The 25,831-nt window shown below is 60.5% G+C and carries 26 protein-coding genes; 3 read left to right on the plus strand and 23 right to left on the minus strand.

Features of this window, described 5'->3' with window-relative positions; all coding sequences use genetic code 11:
* Positions 1-4: 4 nt before the first annotated feature.
* The 3 genes from guaB to BXA01_RS10220 form a co-directional block, all read right to left on the minus strand.
* The gene (gene guaB, locus BXA01_RS10210; RefSeq protein ID WP_016773343.1) at positions 5-1,474 is read right to left on the minus strand and encodes an IMP dehydrogenase; all 1,470 of its coding nucleotides are present in this window, start codon (positions 1,472-1,474) and stop codon (positions 5-7) included.
* A 105-nt stretch (positions 1,475-1,579) separates the two neighbouring features.
* Positions 1,580-2,128 (minus strand): sugar ABC transporter ATPase, encoded by a 549-nt coding sequence (locus BXA01_RS10215; protein ID WP_041479923.1) that lies wholly within the window; start codon positions 2,126-2,128, stop codon positions 1,580-1,582.
* 162 nt (positions 2,129-2,290) lie between these two features.
* Positions 2,291-3,058, minus strand: a complete 768-nt coding sequence (locus tag BXA01_RS10220; RefSeq protein WP_076564043.1) for a sulfite exporter TauE/SafE family protein — start codon at positions 3,056-3,058, stop codon at positions 2,291-2,293.
* Between the two features lie 221 nt (positions 3,059-3,279).
* Between BXA01_RS10220 and xseA the strand changes: the two genes are divergently transcribed.
* The 3 genes from xseA (at position 3,280) to leuA (ending at position 7,623) form a co-directional block, all read left to right on the plus strand.
* Positions 3,280-4,659: an exodeoxyribonuclease VII large subunit gene (gene xseA, locus BXA01_RS10225; protein WP_024014206.1), complete on the plus strand. Its 1,380-nt coding sequence runs from the start codon at positions 3,280-3,282 to the stop codon at positions 4,657-4,659.
* Positions 4,660-4,662: 3 nt separating this feature from the next.
* Complete coding sequence (locus BXA01_RS10230; protein WP_076564044.1) at positions 4,663-5,484, plus strand: peptidoglycan DD-metalloendopeptidase family protein; 822 nt, start codon at positions 4,663-4,665, stop codon at positions 5,482-5,484.
* Positions 5,485-5,943: 459 nt separating this feature from the next.
* A complete protein-coding gene (gene leuA / locus BXA01_RS10235; protein WP_016773339.1) occupies positions 5,944-7,623 on the plus strand; it encodes a 2-isopropylmalate synthase in 1,680 nt (559 codons plus the stop codon).
* Positions 7,624-7,789: 166 nt separating this feature from the next.
* On the opposite strand, the gene BXA01_RS10240 is transcribed toward leuA, so the two are convergent.
* The 20 genes from BXA01_RS10240 to cysE form a co-directional block, all read right to left on the minus strand.
* Positions 7,790-8,581, minus strand: a complete 792-nt coding sequence (locus tag BXA01_RS10240) for an amidohydrolase (protein WP_076564045.1) — start codon at positions 8,579-8,581, stop codon at positions 7,790-7,792.
* On the minus strand, positions 8,569-9,717 hold the full coding sequence (locus tag BXA01_RS10245; RefSeq protein ID WP_076564046.1) for a pyridoxal phosphate-dependent aminotransferase: 1,149 nt from the start codon (positions 9,715-9,717) through the stop codon (positions 8,569-8,571). Before BXA01_RS10245 ends, BXA01_RS10240 begins: the two co-directional genes overlap by 13 nt.
* Before the next feature lie 151 nt (positions 9,718-9,868).
* Complete coding sequence (gene der / locus BXA01_RS10250) at positions 9,869-11,341, minus strand: ribosome biogenesis GTPase Der (protein WP_024014210.1); 1,473 nt, start codon at positions 11,339-11,341, stop codon at positions 9,869-9,871.
* Between the two features lie 135 nt (positions 11,342-11,476).
* Positions 11,477-12,628 (minus strand): outer membrane protein assembly factor BamB, encoded by a 1,152-nt coding sequence (gene bamB, locus BXA01_RS10255; RefSeq protein WP_051600540.1) that lies wholly within the window; start codon positions 12,626-12,628, stop codon positions 11,477-11,479.
* Positions 12,621-13,262, minus strand: a complete 642-nt coding sequence (locus BXA01_RS10260) for a tetratricopeptide repeat protein (RefSeq protein ID WP_056790153.1) — start codon at positions 13,260-13,262, stop codon at positions 12,621-12,623. The genes bamB and BXA01_RS10260 overlap by 8 nt, the downstream gene beginning before the upstream one ends.
* A 41-nt stretch (positions 13,263-13,303) precedes the next feature.
* Positions 13,304-14,593 carry a histidine--tRNA ligase gene (hisS, locus tag BXA01_RS10265; protein ID WP_016773333.1) on the minus strand — a complete coding sequence of 430 codons (1,290 nt, stop codon included), beginning with the start codon at positions 14,591-14,593 and terminating at the stop codon, positions 13,304-13,306.
* A 22-nt stretch (positions 14,594-14,615) separates the two neighbouring features.
* Entirely contained in the window at positions 14,616-15,725 is a 1,110-nt protein-coding gene (gene ispG / locus BXA01_RS10270; RefSeq protein ID WP_016773332.1) for a flavodoxin-dependent (E)-4-hydroxy-3-methylbut-2-enyl-diphosphate synthase, read from the minus strand.
* A gap of 3 nt (positions 15,726-15,728) precedes the next feature.
* On the minus strand, positions 15,729-16,748 hold the full coding sequence (locus BXA01_RS10275) for a RodZ domain-containing protein (RefSeq protein ID WP_076564047.1): 1,020 nt from the start codon (positions 16,746-16,748) through the stop codon (positions 15,729-15,731).
* Positions 16,748-17,506 carry a type IV pilus biogenesis/stability protein PilW gene (pilW, locus tag BXA01_RS10280; RefSeq protein WP_073473307.1) on the minus strand — a complete coding sequence of 253 codons (759 nt, stop codon included), beginning with the start codon at positions 17,504-17,506 and terminating at the stop codon, positions 16,748-16,750. The genes BXA01_RS10275 and pilW overlap by 1 nt, the downstream gene beginning before the upstream one ends.
* A gap of 12 nt (positions 17,507-17,518) precedes the next feature.
* Positions 17,519-18,667 (minus strand): 23S rRNA (adenine(2503)-C(2))-methyltransferase RlmN, encoded by a 1,149-nt coding sequence (gene rlmN / locus BXA01_RS10285; RefSeq protein WP_024014215.1) that lies wholly within the window; start codon positions 18,665-18,667, stop codon positions 17,519-17,521.
* Positions 18,668-18,695: 28 nt separating this feature from the next.
* Complete coding sequence (ndk, locus tag BXA01_RS10290; RefSeq protein ID WP_024014216.1) at positions 18,696-19,121, minus strand: nucleoside-diphosphate kinase; 426 nt, start codon at positions 19,119-19,121, stop codon at positions 18,696-18,698.
* Between the two features lie 88 nt (positions 19,122-19,209).
* Positions 19,210-19,410, minus strand: coding sequence for a Fe-S cluster assembly protein IscX (iscX, locus tag BXA01_RS10295; protein ID WP_027619659.1), 201 nt, complete (start codon positions 19,408-19,410; stop codon positions 19,210-19,212).
* 14 nt (positions 19,411-19,424) lie between these two features.
* A complete protein-coding gene (fdx, locus tag BXA01_RS10300) occupies positions 19,425-19,766 on the minus strand; it encodes an ISC system 2Fe-2S type ferredoxin (RefSeq protein WP_076564048.1) in 342 nt (113 codons plus the stop codon).
* Positions 19,766-21,631, minus strand: a complete 1,866-nt coding sequence (gene hscA, locus BXA01_RS10305; RefSeq protein WP_073473310.1) for a Fe-S protein assembly chaperone HscA — start codon at positions 21,629-21,631, stop codon at positions 19,766-19,768. The genes fdx and hscA overlap by 1 nt, the downstream gene beginning before the upstream one ends.
* Before the next feature lie 50 nt (positions 21,632-21,681).
* Entirely contained in the window at positions 21,682-22,203 is a 522-nt protein-coding gene (gene hscB, locus BXA01_RS10310) for a co-chaperone HscB (protein WP_016773325.1), read from the minus strand.
* Between the two features lie 8 nt (positions 22,204-22,211).
* A complete protein-coding gene (iscA, locus tag BXA01_RS10315) occupies positions 22,212-22,535 on the minus strand; it encodes an iron-sulfur cluster assembly protein IscA (protein WP_003227904.1) in 324 nt (107 codons plus the stop codon).
* Positions 22,536-22,569: 34 nt separating this feature from the next.
* Entirely contained in the window at positions 22,570-22,956 is a 387-nt protein-coding gene (gene iscU, locus BXA01_RS10320) for a Fe-S cluster assembly scaffold IscU (RefSeq protein WP_003227907.1), read from the minus strand.
* Positions 22,957-23,057: 101 nt separating this feature from the next.
* Complete coding sequence (locus tag BXA01_RS10325; protein ID WP_016773324.1) at positions 23,058-24,272, minus strand: IscS subfamily cysteine desulfurase; 1,215 nt, start codon at positions 24,270-24,272, stop codon at positions 23,058-23,060.
* A gap of 50 nt (positions 24,273-24,322) precedes the next feature.
* Complete coding sequence (gene iscR, locus BXA01_RS10330; RefSeq protein ID WP_016773323.1) at positions 24,323-24,814, minus strand: Fe-S cluster assembly transcriptional regulator IscR; 492 nt, start codon at positions 24,812-24,814, stop codon at positions 24,323-24,325.
* A gap of 240 nt (positions 24,815-25,054) precedes the next feature.
* Positions 25,055-25,831 carry a serine O-acetyltransferase gene (gene cysE / locus BXA01_RS10335; RefSeq protein ID WP_024014221.1) on the minus strand — a complete coding sequence of 259 codons (777 nt, stop codon included), beginning with the start codon at positions 25,829-25,831 and terminating at the stop codon, positions 25,055-25,057.

Consider the following 25,831-nt stretch of genomic DNA (forward strand, 5'->3'; position numbering starts at 1 on the left):
GGCGTCAGCCGACCCGGTAGTTCGGCGCTTCCTTGGTGATCTGCACGTCGTGAACGTGGGACTCGGCCATGCCGGCACCGGTGATCCGCACGAACTCGGGCTTGGTACGCATTTCTTCGATGTTGGCGCTGCCGGTGTAACCCATCGAGGAACGCAGGCCGCCCATCAACTGGTGAATGATCGCGCTCAGGGTGCCTTTGTACGGCACACGGCCTTCGATGCCTTCCGGAACCAGTTTCTCGGCGCCTGCCGAGGAGTCCTGGAAGTAACGGTCGGACGAGCCTTGAGCCTGGGACATGGCGCCCAGCGAACCCATGCCGCGATAAGCCTTGTACGAACGACCCTGGAACAGTTCGATCTCGCCCGGGGCCTCTTCGGTACCGGCGAACATCGAGCCCATCATCACGCAGGACGCACCGGCGACGATGGCCTTGGACAGGTCACCGGAGAAACGGATACCGCCGTCGGCGATCAACGGCACGCCGGTGCCTTCAAGGGCAGCGGCGACGTTGGCGATGGCGCTGATTTGCGGCACGCCGACACCGGCGACGATACGGGTGGTGCAGATCGAGCCAGGGCCGATACCGACCTTGACTGCGTCGGCGCCCGCTTCGGCCAGGGCCTTGGCGGCAGCGCCGGTGGCGATGTTGCCGCCGATCACCTGCACTTCAGGGAAGTTCTCTTTGACCCAGCGTACGCGGTCGATCACGCCTTTGGAGTGACCGTGTGCGGTGTCGACCACCACTACGTCCACGCCGGCGTTGACCAGTGCAGTGACGCGATCACCGGTGTCTTTACCGGTGCCGACCGCAGCGCCAACGCGCAGACGACCTTGATCGTCCTTGCTGGCCAGCGGGTAGGCTTTGGCTTTTTCGATGTCGTTGACGGTCATCATGCCTTTGAGGGCGAATTTGTCGTCGACGATCAGCACGCGCTCGATGCGGTGCTTGTGCAGCAGTTCACGGACGTCGTTCTTGTCGGCGCCTTCCTTGACCGTGACCAGACGCTCTTTAGGCGTCATCACTTCGCGGACAGTGGCTTCCAGACGGTTTTCGAAACGTACGTCGCGGGAGGTGACGATGCCGACCAGGTCGCCATCGTGCAGGACCGGAACGCCGGAAATGTTGTGCAGACGGGTCAGTTCGAACAGATCACGCACCGTGGCATCGGCCTCGATGGTGATGGGATCCTTGACCACACCGGCTTCGAACTTCTTGACCTTGCGCACTTCGGCAGCTTGCTGCTCGATGGTCATGTTCTTGTGGATAATGCCGATGCCACCTTCCTGAGCCATGGCGATTGCCAGACGGGCTTCAGTAACGGTGTCCATGGCGGCAGAAACCAGAGGAATATTCAGTTCGATGCCACGGGTAAGACGGGTCTTGAGACTGACTTCGTTGGGAAGCACCTCGGAATAACCGGGCACTAGGAGAATGTCGTCGAATGTCAGAGCTTCTTGGCTGATACGCAGCATCGCGGGGGCTCCCGAGCGGGAAAATGGAAGCGCGCCATTATAGTCAGACACCCCCTGCTGTTCAATGTAAAACTCAGCCTAATTGATAGATGGAAAAGCCCGGCCCTACAGCTCCACCTTGACCCAAGAGACAGGTTGATCGAGCCAATCGGCGAACTCGTCGATAAAGCTCTGCTTGAACCCCGCCTCCAGCCAATTATTGAAAATGAAGCCGAGGTTGGAAAACGCGCATTCCTGCAAAAACAGGAAGCCGTTGATGTCGTCCTCGTGCCCGCATTCCGGGCAGGTGAAATTGTCGGTGCGCCCTGGAAACCAGTCTTCAAGACTCTCGAACAGCGCCTCACCCACTTCGCGGCGGCACTCGGCGCAACCAGCCTCTTCGAGAAAGCCTTTGGCCGGGGTGTAGATGCAGCGTTTGGTGACGATCTCCAGGCCATTGACCGGCTCGCCGAACGGCAGCGCTTGCGGGTGCAGCACCACGGCGCGAGCACCATCAGCGATGGCGTGGGCCATACGGTTGCCGGTGCGGCCGCAGGTGGTCAGCTGTTCTTCGATGATGTTCTTGCGCACCAGCCAGCGCACGATCGCCCGCGCCCGGGGCTCGTGCACCGGCAGGGTGGAGATTTTCGGGACGATAATGCTTTGCGAGTTCATGGTGGAGCCTGCTGCCAGTATTTAAGATTTCCAATGTGGGAGCGAGCCTGCTCGCGAAAGCGCAGTGTCAGGCTGATTTTTGTTGCTGACCCACCGCATTCGCGAGCAGGCTCGCTCCCACAAGGAACTGCGGCCGGCAGCTTAATCCCTGAAGAAATCCGGTCAAGTGCTGAAATAGCGCACGATCAACGCGATGCCGCTGGCCAGCACCAGCCACGTCACCAGCCGCACAAACGCCTCGCGCGACAACCTCATGGTCAGCCGCCTGCCGATCCACAAGCCCAGCGCCATGGCCGGCAACAGACACAGCGCCAGCATCAACAAGGGTAGCTCGGCATACACACCAGCGATAACAAACAGACTCAAGCGCACCACGGTGCTGCAACTGATCAAGGCACTTTGCGTGGCCCGCGCCGCGTCCTTGGGCAGGCGGCTGTTCAGATAGATCGCGTAAAGAAAGCCGCCACTGCCAAACAACGCGCCGAACAAACCGCCCACTGTGCCCATCGGCACCGCCCACGCCGCTGACAACTGCGCGGGCCGCGCTTTGACCCACAGGCTGTAAACCGCATAGGCGCTGATAAACAGCCCCATCAAAAGCAGTAACAGATCGGATTTCAGATTCAGCAGGAAGATCACCCCCAGCGTGCAGCCGATCGCCATGCACGGCAGCAGCCTGAGCAATTCCGGCTTGGCGACGTCCCGGCGCGAGGGCAGCAGATTGCCGAATGCCGCGACGAAATCCAGCAGCACCAGCAACGGCACGATTTTCGACAGTGGCATGAACAGAATCAGCATCGGCCCCGCGACCAGCGCAGTGCCGAAACCGGCGATGCCGAAGACGATGTAGGCCAGGGCAATGGCCAGCCCGATGAACGCCCAACCGCCAGCACCCCACGACCACGCCCCCAACAGCTCCATCATGCTCATCGTCCGCATCCTTTATAAGACCGCGCTGACTGTAGCCAGTAGCGGGCAGCACGACCAGATATCAAACTGATCCCATGTGGGAGCGAGCCTGCTCACGAAGGCGGAGTGTCATGCCCCGTTGTTGTCCGCTGACACAATGCTTTCGCGAGCAGGCTCGCTCCCACAGGGTTTTGTGTGGGTGTCATGGTGATTGGCGGGCAAATGCCTTTAAACTGCGCCCCATGATTAAAGATCCCTTTGCAAGACTTGGCCTGGACCGTGAAGTCCTGACCGTCAGCCAGCTCAACGGCCGCGCGCGGGTGTTGCTTGAAGACGTGTTCAGCAACATCTGGGTCGAAGGCGAAATCTCCAACCTCGCGCGCCCGGCGTCCGGCCACGTCTATTTCACCCTCAAGGACAGCGGCGCGCAGGTGCGTTGCGCATTGTTCCGGCAGAACGCCGCCCGCGTGCGCCAAGCGTTGAAGGACGGTCTGGCGGTCAAGGTGCGCGGCAAGGTTTCGCTGTTCGAAGGCCGTGGCGACTATCAGCTGATCCTCGACACCGTGGAGCCGGCCGGTGACGGCGCGCTGCGTCTGGCCTTCGATGCGCTGAAGGAAAAGCTCAGCGCCGAAGGCCTGTTCAGTGCCGAACGCAAAGTGCCGCTGCCCGCGCATCCGCAGCGCATCGGCATCATCAGCTCGCCGACCGGCGCGGTAATTCGCGACATCATCAGCGTATTCCGCCGCCGTGCGCCGCAGGTGCAACTGACCCTGATTCCAACCGCCGTGCAGGGCCGCGAAGCCACCGCGCAGATTGTCCGCGCGCTGAAAATGGCCGATGCCCGTGGCTTCGACGCGCTGATCCTCGCCCGTGGCGGCGGCTCGCTGGAAGACCTCTGGTGCTTCAACGAGGAAGCGGTGGCGCGCGCGGTCGATGCCTGTGTCACGCCGATCGTCAGCGCCGTCGGTCATGAAACCGATGTTTCGATCAGCGATTTTGTCGCCGACGTCCGCGCACCAACACCCTCGGCCGCCGCCGAACTGCTCGCCCCGGATTCCAGCCATCTGATCCGTCAGGTCGAGAGCCTGCACCGGCGTCTGGTGATGCGCATGCGTGACCGCTTGATGCGTGATCGTCTGCGCCTGGAAGGCATGGCGCGACGGCTGCGCCATCCCGGCGAACGTCTGCGCCAGCAGGCGCAACGTCTGGACGATCTGGACATGCGCATGCGCCGCGCTTTCGAGCGCAGCCTCAATACGCGTCGAGAACGCCTGATCCGTCTGGAAACCCGTCTCGCCGGGCAACATCCGGGACGCCAATTGGCGATGCTTCGTCAGCGCCTCGACAGCCTCGCCGAACGTCTGCCCCGGGCCATGCGCGATGCTCTGAAACAGCGTCGGCAGCAATTGCACAGTCAGATGCAGACGCTGCACGTGGTCAGCCCGTTGGCGACTCTCGGCCGGGGTTACAGCATTCTGCTCGACGAGCGTGGCCACGCGATCCGCAACGCTGCGCAGACCCACACTGGCCAGCGCCTGAAAGCCAAACTCGGCGAAGGCGAACTGCAAGTGCGCGTCGAGGACAATCACTTGACGCCCGTCACCCTCTCTTTACTGGACTGATCCATGCCGCGTTTTCTCGCTCCGCTGCTGTTGCTCTGCCTGACCTTCAACGCCCACGCCGACAGCTACATCACTCGGCTGCTGAACAAACCGGTGCCGGGCGGCGTCGCCGTGGTGGATCTGGGCACTGCCGCGCAGGCGCCGAAAGCCACTTATCAGGGCAAACCGGTGCTGGTGGTCAAAGAGCAGAACAATTGGCTGGCGATCGTCGGCGTGCCGCTGACGGTCAAGCCTGGCGCGCAGCAGATCAGCAGTGGCGGGCGCAACTTGCCGTTTACCGTGGGCAGCAAGAAATACCCGGAACAGCACATCACCCTGAAGAACAAACAGCAGGTCAATCCGAACGCCGACAACCTTAAGCGCATTGAAAGTGAACTGGCGGAACAGATCGCGGCTTACCGCAGTTTCAGCCCGAACACGCCGAGCAATCTGCTGCTGGACAAACCGGTCAACGGGCCGCTGTCGAGCAAGTTCGGCGTGCGTCGTTTCTTCAATGGCGAAGAACGTAATCCTCATGCCGGTCTCGATTTCGCAGTGCCCGCGGGCACGCCGATCAAGACCCCGGCCGCGGGCAAGGTGATTCTGATCGGCAATTACTTCTTCAACGGCAACACGGTGTTTGTTGACCACGGCCAGGGCTTTATCAGCATGTTCTGCCACATGTCGAAGATCGACGTGAAAAACGGCCAGCAGCTGGCGCGCGGCGCGGTGGTCGGCAAAGTCGGCGCGACCGGCCGGGCAACCGGGCCGCATATGCACTGGAACGTCAGCCTGAATGATGCGCGGGTGGATCCGGCGATTTTCATTGGTGCCTTTCAACCTTGAATATGGGTTGAGGCGACCGGCCTCTTCGCGAGCAGGCTCGCTCCCACACTGGTATTCACAACAAAGATCCCCTGTGGGAGCGAGCCTGCTCGCGAAGGCGGCCTATAACACACCGCCATACTCAATGAATCTCCAAAAACTCAATTGCGCCCCAATCTAGGCTTACGCAAACATCAACAACTTCCACCGCCTTAAGCGCAATAAACTCCTGCAAAATCCCGCTTTCCGGGTATTCCTCTCAATTTTTTCCGACTGCTTGCCATCCTTTCACCTCGCGGTTAGGGTTGAAGCCATGAAAACCTCTCACACCCTCATTCAGCTTCGCCAGCACCGCAGCCTGTGCCTCGTCAGCGCACGACTGCCAGGCTGAATCGCTGCGCCTCGTCCCACGCTTTTCCAAGAACATTCGTTCAACCGGCAGGCCGCCTCTTTTCGGCCCAGACAACAAGGAATTTCCCGATGAGCATGCTCAAAGACCCGTCTTCGAAATACCGCGCGTTTCCCGTCATCAACCTGCCGGATCGCACTTGGCCGTCGAAGACCATCGATGCCGCGCCGATCTGGTGCAGCTCCGACCTGCGTGACGGCAACCAGTCGCTGATCGAGCCAATGGACGCGGCGAAGAAGCTGCGCTTCTGGAAAACCCTGGTGCAGGTCGGTGTGAAGGAAATCGAAGCGTCGTTCCCCGCCGCGTCGCAAACCGACTTCGACTTCGTGCGTACCCTGATCGAAGAAGGCCACATCCCGGACGACACCACCATTCAGGTACTCACCCAGGGCCGTGAAGACCTGATCGAGCGCACCTTCGAATCCCTGCGCGGGGCGAAGAAAGCCATCGTTCACCTGTACAACGCCACTTCGCCTTCTTTCCGTCGCATCGTCTTCAACCAGGACAAGGACGGTATCAAGGCCATCGCGGTCAACGCTGCCAAGCTGTTCGTCAAATATGCAGCCATGCAGCCGGAAACCGAGTGGACCTTCGAATACTCGCCGGAAACCTTCAGCGCTACCGAGCTGGAATTCGCCAAGGAAGTCTGCGATGCAGTGATCGAGGTGTGGAACCCGACGCCTGAGCACAAGATGATCCTCAACCTGCCGGCCACGGTTGAATGCGCGACGCCGAACGTCTACGCCGACCAGATCGAATGGTTCGGTCGCAACATCAACCGTCGTGACAGCGTGATCATCAGCCTGCACACCCACAACGACCGGGGCACCGGCGTGGCCGCCACCGAGCTGGGCCTGATGGCCGGCGCCGATCGCGTCGAAGGCTGCCTGTTCGGCAACGGCGAGCGCACCGGTAACGTCGACCTCGTCACCGTCGCGCTGAACATGTACACCCAGGGCGTCGACCCTGAGCTGGACTTCTCCGACATCGACGGCGTGCGCAAGGTCGTCGAAGAGTGCAACCAGATCCAGGTGCACCCGCGTCATCCGTACGTTGGCGACCTGGTGCACACCGCGTTCTCCGGCTCGCACCAGGACGCAATCCGCAAGGGCTTCGCCCAGCAGAAACCGGACACCCTGTGGGAAGTGCCGTACCTGCCGATCGACCCGGCCGACATTGGCCGCAGCTACGAGGCGGTGATTCGCGTCAACAGCCAGTCGGGCAAGGGCGGCATCGCGTACTTGCTGGAGCAGGAATACGGCATCAGCCTGCCACGTCGCATGCAGATCGAGTTCAGCCAGGTCGTGCAGCGTGAGACCGACCGTTTGGGCCTGGAGATGACCGCCAAGCAGATTCACTCGCTGTTGATCAGCGAATACCTGCAGGCCAACACTCCGTATGCGCTGGTCAGCCATCGTTTGCAGGAAGAAAACGGCAACAGCGCCGTCGAAGTCGAAGTGGCCAGCAAAGGTCAGGGCGAAACCAACCTGCACTGGCGCGGCAAGGGCAACGGTGCGCTGGAAGCACTGGTCGCCGGCCTGCCGATTCCGGTGGAAATCATGGACTACAACGAACACGCGATCGGCGCGGGCACCAATGCCAAAGCAGCGGCCTATATCGAACTGCGAGTGAACGGTGAACGTGCGGTGCACGGCGTGGGTATCGATGAAAACATCACCACCGCCAGCTTCAAGGCATTGTTCAGCGCACTGAACCGCTCGCTGAGCCAGCCAGAGGCGAAAGCGGCGTAATCGACCGCTGAAATGCGAAAGGCCCCGGAGTGTGAGCTCCGGGGCCTTTCTTTTTGCGATCGTTCCCATGCTCCGCGTGGGAATGCCTCAAGGGACGCTCCGCGTCCAGTGACGCGGAGCGTCACGGGCTGCATTCCCACGCAGAGCGTGGGAACGATCGGCTGCGTTAGGTGAACTCGAAAGTGTCGGCATCCAGGTTCGCCGGAAAGCGCTCGCGATACGCCGCCAACGGCGCCGCTTCCAGAATCACCTTGAACACACCATCCGCCTCCCCCGCCGCCAGCAACGTCTCGCCCTGAAAATCCAGCACCTGACTGTCACCGGTATACGCGAAGCCTTTGCCATCGCTGCCCACCCGATTTACCGCTGCCACGTAGCAGAGATTTTCAATCGCTCGTGCCGGCAGCAGGCGATTCCAGTGCAGACGCCGTGCGCCCGGCCAGTTGGCGGTGTACAGCAGCAGATCGGTGTCCTGCGCGTCGCGGCTCCACACCGGGAAACGCAGGTCGTAGCAGATCAGCGGACGAATCCGCCAGCCCTTGAGCTCGAACTGCACCTGACGCTCGCCGGGCGTGTAATGGTTGTGCTCGCCGGCCATACGAAACAGGTGACGCTTGTCGTAATGCAGCACTTCACCGTCCGGCCGCGCCCACAGCAAGCGGTTGCGATGGCTGCCGTCAGCCGCCTGGATGATCACGCTGCCAGTGATGACCGCATCGAACTTCGCTGCCTGCGCCCGCAGCCATTTGCTGCTCGGGCCGTTTTCGGCTTCGGCGAGGGTTTCTGATTCCATCGAGAATCCGGTGGTGAACATCTCCGGCAGGATGATCAGATCGGCTCCCCGGGCCTGCTCCAGCAGCAGCTCGAAATGCTCGAGGTTGGCCTGGCGATCGTGCCAGGCCAGGCTGGTCTGGATCAGCGCCAGGGTCAGGTCTGGCAATGCACTCAGATCACGCATAGTTTCGCCGCCGCTTCACGCAGCGTCTCCTCGCGTTTGGCAAAGCACAGGCGTATCAGGCGCTGGCCTTGCGGTGGATTCTGGTAGAACACCGACACCGGAATGCTCGCGACACCGTGCTCGCGAGTCATCCACATGGCCATGTCGACATCATTCAGATCAGGACGAATCTGCGAATAATCGACCAACTGGAAATAGGTGCCGGTGACTCGGGTAAAGCTGAAGCGCGACGGCGCAAGCAGATCGCAGAACAGATCGCGCTTGGCCTGATAGAAACCCGGCAGCTCTTCAACGTGTTCCGGGTGCTCGGCCATGTAATCGGCCAGCGCGTATTGCAGCGGCGTGACGCCACAGAAACTGACGTACTGATGCACCTTGCGCAATTCGGCTGTCAGCGCTGGCGGGGCGACGACGTAGCCGGTTTTCCAGCCGGTGACGTGGTACGTCTTGCCGAACGAGCTGACCACGAACGCGCGCTGATACAGCTCTTCATGGGCCAGCACGCTGACATGCGGCACGCCGTCGAAAACCAAGTGCTCGTAGACTTCGTCGCTGATCAGATAGATGTCGCGATCGCGGATCAACGCCGCCAGTTGATCGAGCTCGTCGCGGCTGATCAACGCGCCGCTAGGGTTGTGCGGGGTGTTGATGACGATCATTTTCGTCCGCGGGCTCAGGGCCGCAGCGAGCTGGTCGAAGTCGATGGAGAAATCGTCCGGATTCAGCTGCACATGCACGCAACGACCGCCCGCCAGCTCCGTTGCCGGTGCGTAGCTGTCGTAGCACGGATCGAAGACGATGACTTCATCGCCGCTGTGAATCACTGTCTGAATCGCGCAGAAGATTGCCTGAGTCGCACCGGGCGTTACCGTCACTTCATGATCGGCATCGACAGTCACGCCATAGCTGCGCGCGATCTTGGCCGCGATCTGCTGACGCAACGCCGGCAAACCGGTCATCGGCGAATACTGGTTATGGCCACTGGCGATATGCCGCCCGACCGCATCACGCAACGACTGCGGGCCGTCGAAATCCGGGAACCCCTGGGACAGGTTGATCGCGCCGGTCTGCGCCGCGAGCTGAGACATCTGCGTGAAAATAGTGATGCCGACATTCGGCAGCTTGCTGGTGATCATCGGAGGCCCCTTGCAGGTGAGCTGCAAGTTTCAAGCGTCAAGCTGCAAGCTGCAAGCAAAAACCCGCGCCCACAAAAAAGGGCTTCATACGAAGCCCTCTCTGCTTTACCGCTTTTACTTGCAGCTTGCAGCTTGAAACTCGCAGCTGCTTCTACTTCTTGTCGCGGCGCTTCTTGCTGGCTTTCTTGTTGTGCGACATCAAGCGACGCTTCTTGTTGACCTGGCGGTCGGTCAGCGTGTTCTTGTTGCCTTCGTACGGGTTCTCGCCGCCCTTGAACTCGATGCGGATCGGCGTACCGACCAGCTTGAGTACACGACGGTAAGTGTTCTCCAGATAGCGCACGTACGACTTCGGCACTTTCTCGATCTGGTTACCGTGGATCACGATGATCGGCGGGTTCGCACCACCGAGGTGAGCGTAACGCAGCTTGATCCGGCGGTTGTTGACCATCGGCGGCGCGTGCTCGCCCACAGCATCTTCGAGAATCTGGGTCAGACGGTTGGTCGGCCAGCGGGTAACAGCGGACTTGAACGAGTTCTGCACCGAAGCGTAGAGGTTGCCCACGCCCGTGCCGTGCAACGCCGAGATGAAGTGAATGTCGGCGTAGTCGACGAAGAACAGACGACGTTGCAGCTCGACTTTCACGAAGTCGCGCTCGCTCGGCGTCATGCCGTCCCACTTGTTGATCGCGATGACCAGCGCGCGACCGGATTCGATCGCGAAGCCCAGCAGGTTCAGGTCGTGATCGACCACACCCTCGCGGGCGTCCATCACGAAGATCACCACGTTGGCGTCTTTGATCGCCTGCAGGGTTTTGACCACGGAGAACTTTTCGACTTCTTCGTGGATCTTGCCGCGCTTGCGCACACCGGCGGTGTCGATCAGCGTGTACTTCTCTTCATTGCGCTCGAACGGAATGTAGATGCTGTCGCGGGTGGTGCCCGGCTGGTCGTACACGATGACCCGGTCTTCACCAAGCATGCGATTGACCAGGGTCGATTTGCCGACGTTCGGACGACCGATGATGGCGATCTTGATCCCGTCTTTTTCGCTCGGACCAGGAATGCGCTTGGCTTCCTCGCCTTCGGCAACGACTTCTTCCTCTTCGCCTTCAGCCGGCTCGTCATCATCGCGCGGGAATTCGCTCAGGGCGGCTTCCAGCAGTTGCGTGATGCCACGGCCGTGGGCGCCGGCGATCGGGATCGCGTGGCCCATGCCCAGCGGGGCGAATTCGGCGCGGGCCATTTCCGGGTCGATGTTGTCGACCTTGTTGGCCACCACGTGGGAACGCTTGTTACGTTTGCGCAAATGCTCGGCGATCATCTGGTCGGCAGCGGTAAAACCGGCCTTGGCATCTACCAGAAACAGCACCACATCGGCTTCTTCGATGGCCAGCAGCGACTGCTCGGCCATTTTTTCGTCCATACCATGTTCGTCACCGGAGATACCGCCGGTGTCGATCAGAATGTAGGAACGCCCTTGCCACTTGGCCTCACCGTACTGGCGATCACGGGTCAGACCGGACAGGTCGCCGACGATGGCGTCACGCGTCCTGGTCAGGCGGTTGAACAAGGTGGACTTGCCGACGTTCGGTCGGCCCACCAGGGCGATTACGGGAACCATGCGGCTCTCCACTTCGTTATTTCAGAAAATACAAAAGCCGCTGCGAGGCAGCGGCTGGTGCTCGGGGCAACACCCGGGGGCGCTGCAAACCCTGCTGATGCAGGGCCGCTTGGGGATGAACCCCAAGCATAGTTGTTACTTGATGGTCAGGGCTTCCAGTTTGCCGCTGTTGCCATACACATAAATCGTGTCGCCCACCACCAACGGACGGGCACGCAGGCCGTCGCTGTCGATGCGCTCACGGCCGACGAAACGACCGTCGACCTGACTCAGCAGATGCAGATAACCTTCCAGGTCACCCACAGCTACGTAGCTGGAGAACACTTCCGGTGCCGACAGTTGACGGCGAGCCAGCGAGTCGTTGCTCCACAGTGCGGTGGTCGAACGCTCGTCGACGCCTTCAACGGTGCCCGAGGACAGGCTCACGTAGACGCTGCCGAAACCCTGAGCGATACCGGCGTAGCTCGACGCATCGCGCTGCCACAGTTGACGACCGCTTTCCAGGTCCAGTGCCGCAACGCGACCCTGATAGCTGGCCACGTACAGCGTGCCGCCGGACAGCAGCAGACCGCCGTCGATGTCGACCACGCGCTCCAGTTCCGAACGACCCTGTGGAATGGCGATGCGTTGTTCCCACACCGGCACGCCGTTGGAGATGTCCAGCGCGACCACTTTACCGGTCGACAGGCCAGCTACCGCCAGACGGTTGGTCACCAGCGGAGCACTGGTGCCACGCAGGGTCAGGACCGCCGGGGTGCTGTCATACACCCAGCGCTGGTTGCCGGTGGCAGCGTCCAGACCGATCAGACGATCGTCCTGGGTCTGCACAACGACCACGTCGCCATTGTTGGCCGGCGGCGCGAGGACTTCACTGTTGACGCGGGCACGCCACTTCTCTTCACCGTTGCTGGTGTCCAGAGCGACGACTTCGCCACGCAGGGTACCGATCAGTACCAGACCGTAACCCACGCCAACGGCGCCGGAGACAGGCAGTTCCAGATCCTGGTCCCACTTCACGTCGCCATTGCTGCGATCCATGGCCATTACGACACCGGTAACATCGGCGGCGTAGATGGTGTCACCGTCGATCGCCGGCACCAGCATGTTGTAGGTCTCGCCCTGACCGTCACCGATCGAGCGGCTCCATTGCTTCTGCAGAACCACTTCTTCTTTGAAGTCGGTCAGCTCGGCCGGTGGCAATTCTTTCTTGCTGTTGCTGCTGCAACCCGCGGCCAGAAGGGCCAGAGCCAGCAATGCTGCATGCTTCCAACGGATCACGTCACGCATCCCCTTTGGCCAGGTCGTCGAGCTTGATTTGAAGGCCACCGACCGCCGCTTCATCCGACAGTGCCGCCTTGGCTTTTTGATACGCCTTGTTCGCGTCATCGGTACGGCCCAAGCGCACCAGCAGGTCGCCCTTGAGTTCTTCGCGAGTGGCCAGGAACGCTTTGTCGGCATCGCCGTCGAGCAGTTTCAGGGCGTCTTCGGCCTTGTCCTGCGCGCCCAGCACCTGCGCCAGACGCTGACGGGCGATTTCGCCCAGCGCCGGGTTGGCCGGTTTGTCGACGATGGCTTTGAGTTCGGTTGCCGCGTCGTCCAGCTTGCCGCTGTCAACCGCCACTTTGGCGACGAACAGGCTGCCGTATTGCGCATAGGCAGAACCGCCGTATTCGCTGTTGAGCTTGCCGGCCAGATCCGCAACGCGGGCGGCATCAGGCTTGCCGTCAGGCGTCAGCGTGGTTTCCAGCAATTGCTGATAGAGCACCGAGGCGCCTTGCGACTGGTTGCTCTGATATTTGTGCCAGGCCTGCCAGCCGAACACGATGACCAGCGCCAACAGGCCGCCGGTGACCAGAGGTTTGCCGTTGCGTGTCCACCAGTCCTTCAAATCCGCCAACTGTTCGTCTTCGGTACTCGACACCCCAATACTCCTTAATCGCTAAATCGGCTGTTAAGACAGCTTCAACCCTGCACGACGCAGGTGGCCAGGTGAGCGGCAAGCGCATCCCAGGCAATGCTTTGTTGTTCGCCCTGGCCACGCAGGGGTTTGAAACCTACCACTTGCTGGGCCATTTCGTCGTCACCGAGGATCAATGCGTACAGCGCACCGCTCTTGTCGGCCTTCTTGAACTGGCTTTTGAAACTGCCGGCGCCGGCATTGACTTGCAGGCGCAGGTTTGGAAGTTCATCGCGAACCCGTTCGGCCAGGGCCAGACCGGCCAGCTCGGCCTCTTCACCGAAGGCGCAGAGGTAGACGTCGACCTGACGGGCAATTTCCTGCGGAATCTGCTCAAGGGTTTCGAGCATCAATACCAGACGCTCGATGCCCATGGCGAAACCGACGCCCGGGGTTGGCTTGCCGCCCATCTGCTCGACCAGACCGTCGTAACGGCCGCCCGCGCACACGGTGCCCTGGGCGCCGAGCTTGTCGGTGACCCATTCGAAAACGGTTTTGCTGTAGTAATCGAGGCCACGCACCAGTTTCGGATTGAGCACGTAAGGAATGCCGACGGCATCCAGACGCGCCTTCAGGCCTTCGAAGTGAGCGCGGGACTCGTCGTCGAGGTAGTCGGCCATTTTCGGCGCATCGACCAGCACGGCCTGGGTGTCGGCATTTTTCGTGTCGAGCACGCGCAGCGGGTTGGTTTTCAGGCGACGCTGGCTGTCTTCGTCGAGCTTGTCGTGGTGCGCCGAGAGGTACTCGACCAGCGCTTCACGATAGCGACCACGGGATTCGCTGGTGCCAAGGCTGTTGAGTTCGAGCTTGACCGCATCACGAATGCCCAGCTCGCCCCACAGGCGCCAGGTCATGATGATCAGCTCGGCGTCGATGTCCGGACCGTCGAGGTTGAACACCTCCAGACCGATCTGGTGAAACTGACGATAACGGCCTTTCTGCGGACGCTCGTGGCGGAACATCGGGCCGATGTACCAGAGTTTCTGCACCTGACCACCGCCGGTGATGCCGTGCTCGAGTACGGCACGCACGCACGCCGCGGTACCTTCCGGACGCAAGGTCAGGGAGTCGCCGTTGCGGTCTTCGAAGGTGTACATCTCTTTTTCGACGATGTCGGTCACTTCGCCGATCGAGCGCTTGAACAGCTCGGTGAACTCGACGATCGGCATGCGGATCTGCTTGTAACCGTAGTTATCCAGCAGACGCGCCACAGTGCCTTCGAAATAACGCCACAGCGGGGTCTGTTCGGGCAGGATGTCGTTCATGCCACGAATGGCTTGCAGAGACTTGCTCACAAAATTTCCTTAATTCATTCGATCAGCCGCGCGCGATAACGGCAGCGTCAGCTTCGACCTTTTCGGCCGCTTTCTGGCGGATCAGCTTTTCCAGCTCGTCCACCAGATTGTCATTCGTCAGCTTCTGCGACGGCTTGCCGTCGATGTAAATCAGGTTTGGCGTGCCGCCGGTCAAGCCGATATGGGCTTCCTTGGCTTCGCCGGGGCCGTTGACCACGCAACCGATGACCGCGACATCCAGCGGCACCAGCAGGTCTTCAAGGCGCCCTTCCAGCTCGTTCATGGTCTTGACCACATCGAAGTTCTGCCGCGAGCAGCTCGGGCAGGCGATGAAGTTGATGCCACGGGAACGCAGATGCAAAGACTTGAGAATGTCGTAACCGACCTTCACTTCCTCGACCGGGTCGGCCGCCAGCGAGATGCGGATAGTATCGCCAATCCCTTCGGCGAGCAGCATACCTAGGCCCACGGCGGATTTCACCGTGCCCGAGCGCAAACCGCCAGCTTCAGTGATGCCGAGGTGCAGCGGCTGGACGATTTCTTTCGCCAGCAAACGGTAGGCTTCGACGGCCATGAACACGTCGGAGGCTTTCACGCTGACCTTGAAGTCCTGGAAATTCAGGCGTTCGAGGTGTTCAACGTGGCGCAGCGCGGATTCGACCAATGCGGCCGGGGTCGGCTCGCCGTATTTCTTCTGCAGGTCTTTTTCCAGGGAACCGGCGTTGACGCCGATGCGGATCGGAATGCCGCGATCACGGGCGGCATCGACCACGGCACGCACGCGGTCTTCGCGACCGATGTTGCCCGGGTTGATACGCAGGCAGTCCACACCCAGTTCGGCCACGCGCAAGGCGATTTTGTAGTCGAAGTGGATGTCAGCCACCAACGGCACTTTGACCAGTTGCTTGATCTTGCCGAACGCCTCGGCGGCGTCCATGTCCGGCACCGAGACGCGAACGATGTCGACGCCGGCGGCTTCCAGACGATTGATCTGCGCCACGGTCGCGGCGACGTCATTGGTGTCGCTGTTGGTCATGCTCTGCACAGCGATCGGCGCGTCGCCGCCCACCGGTACGTTGCCGACCCAGATCTTGCGCGATTCGCGACGTTTGATTGGAGATTCGCCGTGCATGACTTATTGACCCAACTTCAGGCGAGCAGTCTCGCCACTGGTGAACGGAGCGATATCGACCGGTTGGCCGTTGTAGCTGACCTGCGCCGCGCGGGCAACGCCCAGACGTACGGCGAGCGGCGGCTTGCCGGAAACACTTACGCTGTCGCCCTTATGCTTCAGGCCGCTGAAAATCACTTTGCCACGGCCATCGGTCACCTGTGCCCAGCAATCGCCGGTGAACTGCAACTGCACCTGGCCTTCGCCGGCAACCGGAGCAGCTGCTTCAGCGCTTGGCGCTTGAGCAACCGGCGCGGTCGGGGCAGGTGTCGCTGGGACATTCGGCGCTGGAGTGGTCGGAGCCGCGCCCACTGGCGCAGGCGTCGGTGCCGGTGCGCTTGGCGCAACTGCCGGGGCAGCTGGCTCGGTCGCTGGCGCAGCAGATTCGGCGCCGGTCGATTCGGCACTGGTTTCCGACTGCGGCAAGGCCAGCGTTGTCGAACTGTCGGCCTGATTTTCGGCGACAGCCTGATCTTCCGGCTCGTCGATCGGGTGGATCTGCGTGGTGCCGTCCGCGCCTTCGACTTCGACGTGTTCCGGCGCCAGGCTGGTCAGATCGCGGGTGCGCTGCGAGGTCTGATCCTGCCACCAGACGAAACCGCCGCCGATGACCGCAATCAGCAGCAACAGGCTGACAATACGCAAAATGGTGTGGGAAACGCGCACTGGCTCTTCGATACGACCGAGGGCGTGAACGTTGCTGCCCTGGGAATCGGTGCCGGTGGACTGGTCGAACTGCTGAACCAGAACGGTCTGGTCCATGCCGAGCAATTTGGCATAGGCGCGAATGTAACCGCGAGCGAAGGTATGCCCCGGCAGCTTGTCGAAAGCGCCGGCTTCAAGATTGCTCAGGGACGTCACGGTGAGGTTGAGCTTGAGGGCCACTTCGGCCAGCGACCAGCCATTGCTTTCGCGGGCCTGGCGCAGGGTCTCACCGGGATTTACGCGATTCGCTGCTACAACTTCGGGATGCGCCGCTTTCATCATTGCTCCGACAGGTATTGCTGATATTCCGGCGTACCGGGATAGAGTCGTTTTAATTGCAGACCGTAACTGGCTGCCTTGTCGCGATCTTCAAACACTTTTGCCAGCCGAACGCCGAGCAATAGACTACGTGCATTTTGTTCGGTGAGCTGGCTGAAACGGTCGTAATAGTCACGCGCGGGCACATAATGCCTGTCTTCGAAGGACAACTCAGCCATTTCCAGCAATGCGCGCGGTTGTTGGCGATTCAGGCGCAGAGCTTTTTCCAGCTGTTGCTGCGCCAGATCACGCTGACCAAGCTTGGCGGCGGTCATGCCGAGGTTTTCGAAGACCCGCGAGCGCTCAGGATACAGGGTATCGGCGGCCGCTTGTTCAAAACGCTCGTAGGCTTCCTTGTAGCGCTGTTCTTCGTAAAGAAAACTGCCGTAGTTGTTGAGGATGCGTGCATCGGTGGGACGTGAGGACAAGGCCTTGCGAAAGTGCTCGTCGGCCAGTGCCGGCTCCATTTCAGCCTGGAACACCAGACCGAGGGCCGCATTGGCGTCGGGGTCGGAACCGTCCAGTTCCAGCGCTTTCTTCAATGGCACCTTGGCGCGCTCGGTCATGCCTTGCTGCAGATAGCCCAGCCCCAGCTGCACGTAGGCAGCCCGCGCTTCATCGCGGCCCTTGCTGGTCTTCATCGGGTTGTAGTCACCCGACAGGACACAACCAGCACACAGGCTGGCCAACAGCAACAGCAGCGCAAAGCGCAGGGACATAGAGATCCTCTCTTAGTTAGTGTTCGCGGCGTTCTGTGCCAGATCGCTGTCGGCGCTCAACTCGCGCACGGCGATGTAACGTTCGCTGCGACGGGTGCGATCCAGCACCTGCCCTACCAATTGACCACATGCGGCATCGATGTCTTCACCACGGGTGGTGCGCACGGTGACGTTGAAACCGGCCTGATGCAACTGATCCTGGAAGCGGCGGATGGCATTGTTGCTCGGCCGCTCGTACCCGGAGTGCGGGAACGGATTGAATGGGATCAGGTTGATCTTGCACGGGATGTCTTTAAGCAGCTCGATCATTTCCACTGCGTGCTCAAGCTTGTCGTTGACGTCCTTGAGCAAGGTGTACTCGATGGTCAGCACACGTTTCTCGCCAAGGGCGGACATGTAGCGCTGACACGACTCGAGCAGCATCTTAAGCGGATATTTCTTGTTGATCGGCACCAATTGGTTACGCAATGCGTCATTTGGTGCGTGCAGGGACAACGCCAGGGACACGTCGATGTGCTTGGCCAGCTCATCGATCATCGGCACCACACCCGAGGTGGACAGGGTCACGCGGCGCTTGGAGATCCCGTAGCCGAGGTCATCCATCATCAGATGCATGGCGGCGACGACGTTGTCGAAGTTCAGCAACGGCTCGCCCATGCCCATCATCACCACGTTGGTGATGGCGCGGTCGACGGTGGCCGGGACGCTGCCGAAAGATTTGTTGGCAATCCACACCTGACCGATGACTTCGGCGGCGGTGAGGTTGCTGTTGAAGCCTTGCTTGCCGGTGGAGCAGAAACTGCAATCCAGGGCACAGCCTGCCTGGGACGAAACGCACAAGGTGCCGCGCTTGCCCTGGGGAATGTACACGGTCTCGACGCAGCTGCCGGACGCCACGCGCACCACCCATTTACGGGTGCCGTCGCTGGAGATGTCCTCGCTGACCACTTCCGGACCACGCACTTCAGCAATGGCCTTGAGCTTGTCGCGCAAGGCTTTGCTGACGTTCGTCATGGCGTCGAAATCATCGACGCCAAAGTGGTGAATCCATTTCATTACCTGACCGGCACGGAAACGCTTCTCCCCGATTGAGTCGAAGAATTTTTCCATTTCCGGCTGGGTCAGACCCAGCAGGTTTGTTTTAACAGTCGATGTAGTCATGGATTCACCTTCACTCTGCAAGCAATGCTTAGCGAGTGGTTACTTCAGTAGCTGCGAAGAAGTAAGCGATTTCGCGAGCGGCAGCAGCTTCGGAGTCCGAACCGTGAACGGCGTTGGCGTCGATCGATTCAGCGAAGTCAGCACGGATGGTGCCGGCAGCAGCTTCTTTAGGGTTGGTAGCGCCCATCAGCTCACGGTTGCGAGCGATAGCGTTTTCGCCTTCCAGAACCTGAACGACAACCGGACCGGAAGTCATGAAAGCAACCAGGTCACCGAAGAAACCGCGCTCGCTGTGCTCAGCGTAGAAGCCTTCGGCTTCGGCTTTGGACAGTTGCTTCAGTTTCGAAGCTACAACGCGCAGGCCAGCGTCTTCGAAGCGAGTGGTGATCTTGCCGATCACGTTTTTAGCAACGGCGTCAGGCTTGATGATGGAGAAAGTACGTTGAACAGCCATGGTGTAACTCCAGAAACGGTAATTTGCGAAAAATTAAACCCGCGAATTATACGCGGGTTCTTTGGTATTGCCTAACCTGCGAGGACGATCAGTCGACTTCTTCGATCCAGAGCGCCTGAACCGCTTCCAACACCTTCTCGCCGACACGGCCGGAGGTGTTGTCGAAGTCAGGCAGTTCCATGATCCATCGCTGCAGGTCGACGAAATTGACAGAAAGCGGATCTACATCCGGCTTGGCTTCCGCCAATTCTTCTGCAATGCGTTGAACATCATTCCACCCGTAGCTCATGACAGTCTTACCAGTCAGTGCGGCGCTTCGGCCGCATGGTTAAGCGAATATTTCGGAATCTCGACGGTGAGGTCTTCCTCACCGACGATGGCCTGGCAAGCCAGACGCGATTGCGCCTCAAGGCCCCAGGCACGATCAAGGAAATCCTCTTCCAGCTCGTCAGCCTCTTCCAGCGAGTTAAAACCCTCGCGGATGATGCAGTGGCAGGTGGTGCAGGCGCAGACGCCGCCGCACGCGCTTTCCATCTCGATATGGTGTTCGTGGGCCAGTTCGAGAATCGATGTGCCGGGCGCAGCCTCGACCACCATGCCTTCAGGGCAGAACTTCTCGTGGGGCAGAAAAATGACCTGCGGCATCAGATATCCTCGATTTCATTCAGGTTGCGCCCCGACAGAGCGGCTTTCACCGTCAGATCCATGCGGCGGGCAGCAAAAGCATCGGTCACTTGCGACAGACGCTTGGTCTGCTGCTCGATGGCGTAGCCATCGGTACCTTTCATCAGTTCGGCCAGTTCCTGCATTTGCAGTTCGATGACCATGCGCTCTTCGGCGTCGAGCAATCGCTCGCCATCGGCCTCCAGCGCGCCCTGCACCGCTTCGAGCAGGCGTTGGGCATCGACTTGCTGCTCACGCAGAACACGGGCGACCTTGTCGTCATTGGCGTGCTGGAACGAATCTTTGAGCATCTTGGCGATTTCGCCATCGGTCAGACCATAGGAAGGTTTGACCTGAATGCTCGCTTCAACGCCCGAGCCCAATTCACGGGCAGACACGCTGAGCAGACCGTCGGCATCGACCTGGAAGGTCACGCGAATTTTCGCCGCACCGGCCACCATCGCCGGAATGCCGCGCAATTCGAAACGTGCCAGAGAGCGGCAGTCGCTGATCAGCTCGCGCTCGCCCTGCAACACGTGGATCGCCATGGCCGACTGGCCGTCTTTATAAGTGGTGAAGTCCTGGGCGCGCGCGACGGGGATGGTGGTGTTGCGCGGAATCACCTTCTCCATCAGCCCGCCCATGGTTTCCAGCCCCAGGGACAGAGGAATCACGTCGAGCAGCAGCAGTTCGCCGCCATCGCGCTTGTTGCCAGCCAGGGTGTCGGCCTGGATCGCGGCCCCGATGGCCACCACTTGATCCGGGTCGATTTCCGTCAATGGCTGACGACCGAAGGCTTCGGCAACGGCTTCACGAACACGTGGCACGCGGGTCGAACCGCCGACCATGACCACGGCGTGGACGTCTTCCAGTTCGATACCGGAATCGCGAACCGCGCGGCGGCAGGCTTTCAGACTGCGCGCGACCATTGGCTCGATCAGCGCATCGAAGGCTTCGCGGGTCAACTGGGCTTTCCAGTCGCCGTAAGCCACTTCAACGCTGGCGGCGTCGGTCAAAGCTTCTTTGGCCGCACAGGCAGTTTGCAGCAGATTGCGTTGTGCGCCCGGGTCGAGATCGGCGGACAGGCCAGCGCTCTCAATGATCCAGCCGGCAATCGCGTGATCGAAGTCATCGCCGCCCAGCGCGCTGTCGCCGCCAGTGGCCAGAACTTCAAAGACGCCGCCAGTCAGACGCAGAATGGAAATATCGAACGTACCGCCACCAAGGTCATAAATTGCAACCAGGCCTTCAGCGTGTTGATCCAGACCGTACGCTACAGCGGCAGCGGTCGGTTCGTTGAGCAGACGCAACACGTTCAGACCGGCGAGTTTGGCCGCATCTTTGGTGGCCTGACGCTGCGCATCGTCGAAGTAGGCAGGAACGGTGATTACCGCGCCAACCAGTTCGCCACCCAAGGTCGCTTCAGCGCGCTGACGCAGGACCTTGAGGATATCGGCGGAGACTTCAACCGGGCTTTTCGGGCCTTGCACGGTGTCGATGAACGGCATGTGCGATTCGCCGCCGACAAAGCGGTACGGCAGTTGCTCGCCCAATTGCTTTACGTCGGACAGACCACGACCCATCAAGCGCTTGACCGAGAGCACGGTGTTCAGGGGATCGGAGGCTGCTGCCAGCTTGGCGGACTCACCGACTTCGACGCGGTCGGCGTGATAACGCACGGCGGACGGCAGGATGACCTGCCCGTTGGCGTCGGCCAGCGGTTCGGAAAGACCACTGCGCAGCGCAGCGACCAGCGAATTGGTAGTACCCAAGTCGATGCCCACAGCCAGACGGCGCTGGTGCGGTTGAGGACTTTGGCCGGGTTCGGCGATCTGCAGTAGAGCCATGGTGATCAGGTCTTGTCTGTCTGTCAGCGTGCAATCAGGGCAGCACTGGGTTAATCGTCGAGGCGCTCTTCCAGCTGGCGCACTTCGTAGGTGAGCTTGTCGAGGAACTGCATGCGCCGCATCAGGCGTTCGGCCTGCTCGCGTTGCGCTGCATCATCCCAACAGGCTGCGAAGCTTTCGTTGAGCTGTTCCTGAGCTGCCTTCAAACGACGCTTGAATACCGCGACACCGTCGAGGTCGGCACTGTCCTGCAGATCTTCGAGCTCTTCGCGCCATTGCATCTGCTGCAGAAGAAACTCGGGATCGTGGACGGTGACTTCCATCGGCACTTCATGCCCGCTGATTTTCAGCAGGTAGCGTGCGCGCTGGGCCGGGCTCTTGAGCGTCTGGTAGGCGTCGTTGAGCCGCGCCGATTGCTCGAGCGCCGAGCGCTGCTCGCGTTCGGATGCATCGGCAAAACGGTCAGGATGGACGCCGCGCGCCAACTCACGGTAGCGCGTGGCCAACTGCTCGAGATCCAGGCGGAAGCTCGGTTGCAGCTCGAATAAAGCGAAATGACAAGGAATACCCACGACCAGCCTCAGATGTTGAAGCTTTCGCCGCAGCCACATTCACCGCGCACGTTGGGGTTGTTGAACTTGAAGCCTTCGTTCAACCCTTCCTTGACGAAATCGAGCTCGGTGCCGTCCAGGTAGGCCAGGCTTTTCGGGTCGATGATCACCTTTTCGCCGTGACTCTCGAACACCTGATCTTCCGCCACTACCTCGTCGACAAACTCCAGCACGTAGGCAAGGCCGGAACAGCCTGTGGTGCGAACACCCAGACGAATCCCTTCACCTTTGCCGCGCCCGTCGAGGGAGCGCCGCACGTGTCGAGCAGCCGCTTCTGTCATGCTGATAGCCATCGTTGACTCCTTACTCGTCGCCGAATCTTGAAATTCAGATCAAGCCTTTCTTCTGCTTGTAGTCGCGAACAGCCGCTTTGATAGCGTCTTCAGCGAGCACGGAGCAGTGGATTTTCACTGGCGGCAGGGCCAGTTCTTCGGCCAGCTGAGTGTTCTTGATGGTTTCGGCTTCGTCCAGGGTCTTGCCCTTCATCCACTCGGTGGCGAGGGAGCTGGAGGCGATTGCCGAACCGCAACCGTAGGTCTTGAACTTGGCGTCTTCGATAACGCCCTGATCGTTGACCTTGATCTGCAGACGCATCACGTCGCCGCACGCCGGAGCGCCGACCATGCCGGTGCCGACATCAGGATCTTCCGCGTTCATCTTGCCGACGTTGCGCGGGTTTTCGTAGTGGTCGATGACCTTTTCGCTGTAAGCCATGATTCTCAATCCTCACTCATCAGGGCCGCTCTTGAGACCCTGCAACTGCGCTGCGTTAACCGCCGCGTCGCTACAGGATCTGTATCCGGCGGCTTCTATAGTTAGTGTGCCGCCCACTCGATTTTCGAGATATCGACGCCGTCTTTGTACATGTCCCACAGCGGCGACAGAGCGCGCAGCTTGGTAACGGCCTCGCAGACTTTCTGCGCGGCGTAGTCGATTTCTTCTTCGGTGGTGAAACGGCCGAAGGTAAAGCGGATCGAGCTGTGTGCCAGTTCGTCGTTGCGGCCCAGGGCACGCAGTACGTACGAAGGCTCCAGCGACGCCGAGGTGCAGGCCGAACCGGACGATACCGCCAGATCCTTGAGCGCCATGATCAGCGACTCGCCTTCAACGTAGTTGAAGCTCAGGTTCAGGTTGTGCGGAACGCGGGCGGTCAGGCTGCCGTTGACGTACAGCTCTTCCAGGTGCTCGACCTGCTTGTAGAAGCGATCGCTCAAGGCTTTGATGCGCACGTTTTCGGCAGCCATGTCTTCCTTGGCTACGCGGAACGCTTCGCCCATGCCGACGATCTGGTGGGTCGCCAGGGTGCCGGAACGCATGCCGCGCTCGTGACCGCCGCCGTGCATGGTCGCTTCGATGCGCACACGCGGCTTGCGGCTGACGTACAGCGCGCCGATGCCTTTAGGGCCATAAGTCTTGTGGGCGGAGAACGACATCATGTCGACTTTCAGCTTCTGCAGATCGATTTCGACCTTGCCGGTGGACTGAGCCGCGTCGACATGGAACAGCACGCCTTTGGCGCGCAGCATCTCGCCGATTGCAGCGATGTCGTTGATGGTGCCGATTTCGTTGTTGACGTGCATCACCGACACCAGAATGGTGTCTTCGCGCAGTGCAGCATCGATCATTGCCGGGGTGATCAGACCGTCTTCGGTCGGCTCGAGGTAAGTCACTTCGAAGCCTTCACGCTCCAGCTGGCGCATGGTGTCGAGGACAGCCTTGTGCTCGATCTTGCTGGTGATCAGGTGCTTGCCTTTGGAGGCGTAGAAATGTGCCGCGCCCTTGATCGCCAGGTTGTCGGATTCGGTGGCGCCGGAGGTCCAGACGATTTCACGCGGGTCGGCATTGACCAGATCGGCCACCTGACGACGAGCGTTTTCGACGGACTCTTCAGCCTTCCAGCCGAACACGTGGGAACGGGACGCCGGGTTACCGAAGTTTCCGTCGACCAGCAGGCATTCACTCATTTTCTGCGCAACGCGCGGATCAACCGGGGTGGTTGCAGAGTAATCAAGGTAAATCGGCAATTTCATGGACTATCTCCTAAATCAGGGCTGGCGTGCCGCGGGTAGCTCTTCGGCTGTCATTCGACGGCGGACGCTTCAATCTTGTCCAGGCGTGGCGCCTTGCTGCTGCAACGGCGCTGGTCCTGACGCTGGGCCACTTCTTGTACCTCACGGCGAGTCACAAGGTCGGCCAAGCTGATACCGCTCAGAAATTCGTGAATCTGCAGGCTCAAGTCGCACCACAGATGATGGGTCAGGCAGGTATCACCGGAATGGCAATCGCCCTGGCCCTGGCACTTGGTGGCATCGACCGATTCGTTCACCGCATCAATCACCTGGGCGACCTGGATGCCCTGCATGTCGCGGGACAACTGGTAGCCACCACCCGGACCGCGAACGCTGGAAACCAGGTTGCTGCGGCGCAGCTTGGCGAACAGCTGTTCGAGGTAGGACAGGGAGATGCCTTGGCGCTCGGAGATATCGGCCAGAGACACCGGCCCGTGCTGCGCGTGCAACGCCAGGTCAAGCATGGCGGTCACGGCGTATCGGCCTTTTGTAGTCAGTCGCATGGACAGTTACCACGGAGTTCGGAATGGGCGGGAGTATGCAATTCCCGAGCATTTAAGTCAACTATAAGACCTAGTGCTTTAGTCGGGTTTACCCGCAAAAGAGCGCGCGCACTATAGCAAAGACGGGGCGCGGACAGCCAGCGCAACCGCGTGATCGTTCTTCGCGAGCGGGCTCGCTCCCACATTGGAATGCATTGCTCTTGTGGGAGCGAGCCTGCTCGCGAAAAGCAGCGCCGCGGTTCAGCCGGCTTTCGATTCGTCCTTGCCCTTGACGCAAGCGAAGTCTTCTTCGCGCAGCTCAGGCAGATCTTTCGCACAGTAATTGCTGCCCAGATCCTTCAGTGCGCCGCACATGCCTTCCAGACGCCCGTCCACCGCTTGCAGATGATCGAGCAACTGGCCAATGGCGCGCGCCACCGGGTCGGGCATGTCTTCGCTGACACCGTAGGCGTCGAAACCGATCTTTTCCGCCATGGCTTTGCGCTTGGCGTCCTGCTCTTCATCGGTCTTGACGATGATCCGCCCCGGAATCCCCACCACCGTTGCGCCCGGCGGCACTTCCTTGGTGACCACAGCATTGGAGCCGACTTTGGCGCCGGCACCCACCGTGAACGGGCCAAGCACCTTGGCGCCAGCACCAACCACCACGCCGTCACCCAGTGTCGGGTGGCGCTTGCCTTTGTTCCAGCTGGTGCCGCCGAGGGTCACACCCTGATAGATAGTGACGTCGTCGCCGATCTCGGCGGTTTCACCAATGACGATGCCCATGCCATGGTCGATGAAGAACCGCCGACCGACCTTGGCGCCCGGGTGAATCTCGATCCCGGTCAGCCAGCGACCGAAGTTCGACACCAGTCGCGCCAGCCACTTCAACTCGTTGCGCCAGAGCATGCCGGCCAGACGATGAATCCAGATCGCATGCATGCCGGGGTAGCAGGTCAGGACTTCAAAAGCGTTACGCGCCGCCGGGTCTCGATGGAATACGCTTTGGATATCTTCACGCAAACGCTCAAACAT

Source organism: Pseudomonas sp. B10 (assembly GCF_900156235.1).
Lineage (GTDB): Bacteria > Pseudomonadota > Gammaproteobacteria > Pseudomonadales > Pseudomonadaceae > Aquipseudomonas > Aquipseudomonas siliginis.

Coding starts and splice junctions, on each gene's coding strand:
- guaB (WP_016773343.1), bottom strand. CDS start 1,474: ATGCTGCGTATCAGCCAAGAAGCTCTGACATTCGACGACATTCTCCTA.
- BXA01_RS10215 (WP_041479923.1), bottom strand. CDS start 2,128: ATGAACTCGCAAAGCATTATCGTCCCGAAAATCTCCACCCTGCCGGTG.
- BXA01_RS10220 (WP_076564043.1), bottom strand. CDS start 3,058: ATGAGCATGATGGAGCTGTTGGGGGCGTGGTCGTGGGGTGCTGGCGGT.
- xseA (WP_024014206.1), top strand. CDS start 3,280: ATGATTAAAGATCCCTTTGCAAGACTTGGCCTGGACCGTGAAGTCCTG.
- BXA01_RS10230 (WP_076564044.1), top strand. CDS start 4,663: ATGCCGCGTTTTCTCGCTCCGCTGCTGTTGCTCTGCCTGACCTTCAAC.
- leuA (WP_016773339.1), top strand. CDS start 5,944: ATGAGCATGCTCAAAGACCCGTCTTCGAAATACCGCGCGTTTCCCGTC.
- BXA01_RS10240 (WP_076564045.1), bottom strand. CDS start 8,581: ATGCGTGATCTGAGTGCATTGCCAGACCTGACCCTGGCGCTGATCCAG.
- BXA01_RS10245 (WP_076564046.1), bottom strand. CDS start 9,717: ATGATCACCAGCAAGCTGCCGAATGTCGGCATCACTATTTTCACGCAG.
- der (WP_024014210.1), bottom strand. CDS start 11,341: ATGGTTCCCGTAATCGCCCTGGTGGGCCGACCGAACGTCGGCAAGTCC.
- bamB (WP_051600540.1), bottom strand. CDS start 12,628: ATGCGTGACGTGATCCGTTGGAAGCATGCAGCATTGCTGGCTCTGGCC.
- ispG (WP_016773332.1), bottom strand. CDS start 15,725: ATGCACGGCGAATCTCCAATCAAACGTCGCGAATCGCGCAAGATCTGG.
- BXA01_RS10275 (WP_076564047.1), bottom strand. CDS start 16,748: ATGAAAGCGGCGCATCCCGAAGTTGTAGCAGCGAATCGCGTAAATCCC.
- pilW (WP_073473307.1), bottom strand. CDS start 17,506: ATGTCCCTGCGCTTTGCGCTGCTGTTGCTGTTGGCCAGCCTGTGTGCT.
- rlmN (WP_024014215.1), bottom strand. CDS start 18,667: ATGACTACATCGACTGTTAAAACAAACCTGCTGGGTCTGACCCAGCCG.
- ndk (WP_024014216.1), bottom strand. CDS start 19,121: ATGGCTGTTCAACGTACTTTCTCCATCATCAAGCCTGACGCCGTTGCT.
- iscX (WP_027619659.1), bottom strand. CDS start 19,410: ATGAGCTACGGGTGGAATGATGTTCAACGCATTGCAGAAGAATTGGCG.
- fdx (WP_076564048.1), bottom strand. CDS start 19,766: ATGCCGCAGGTCATTTTTCTGCCCCACGAGAAGTTCTGCCCTGAAGGC.
- hscA (WP_073473310.1), bottom strand. CDS start 21,631: ATGGCTCTACTGCAGATCGCCGAACCCGGCCAAAGTCCTCAACCGCAC.
- iscA (WP_003227904.1), bottom strand. CDS start 22,535: ATGGCTATCAGCATGACAGAAGCGGCTGCTCGACACGTGCGGCGCTCC.
- iscU (WP_003227907.1), bottom strand. CDS start 22,956: ATGGCTTACAGCGAAAAGGTCATCGACCACTACGAAAACCCGCGCAAC.
- BXA01_RS10325 (WP_016773324.1), bottom strand. CDS start 24,272: ATGAAATTGCCGATTTACCTTGATTACTCTGCAACCACCCCGGTTGAT.
- iscR (WP_016773323.1), bottom strand. CDS start 24,814: ATGCGACTGACTACAAAAGGCCGATACGCCGTGACCGCCATGCTTGAC.
- cysE (WP_024014221.1), bottom strand. CDS start 25,831: ATGTTTGAGCGTTTGCGTGAAGATATCCAAAGCGTATTCCATCGAGAC.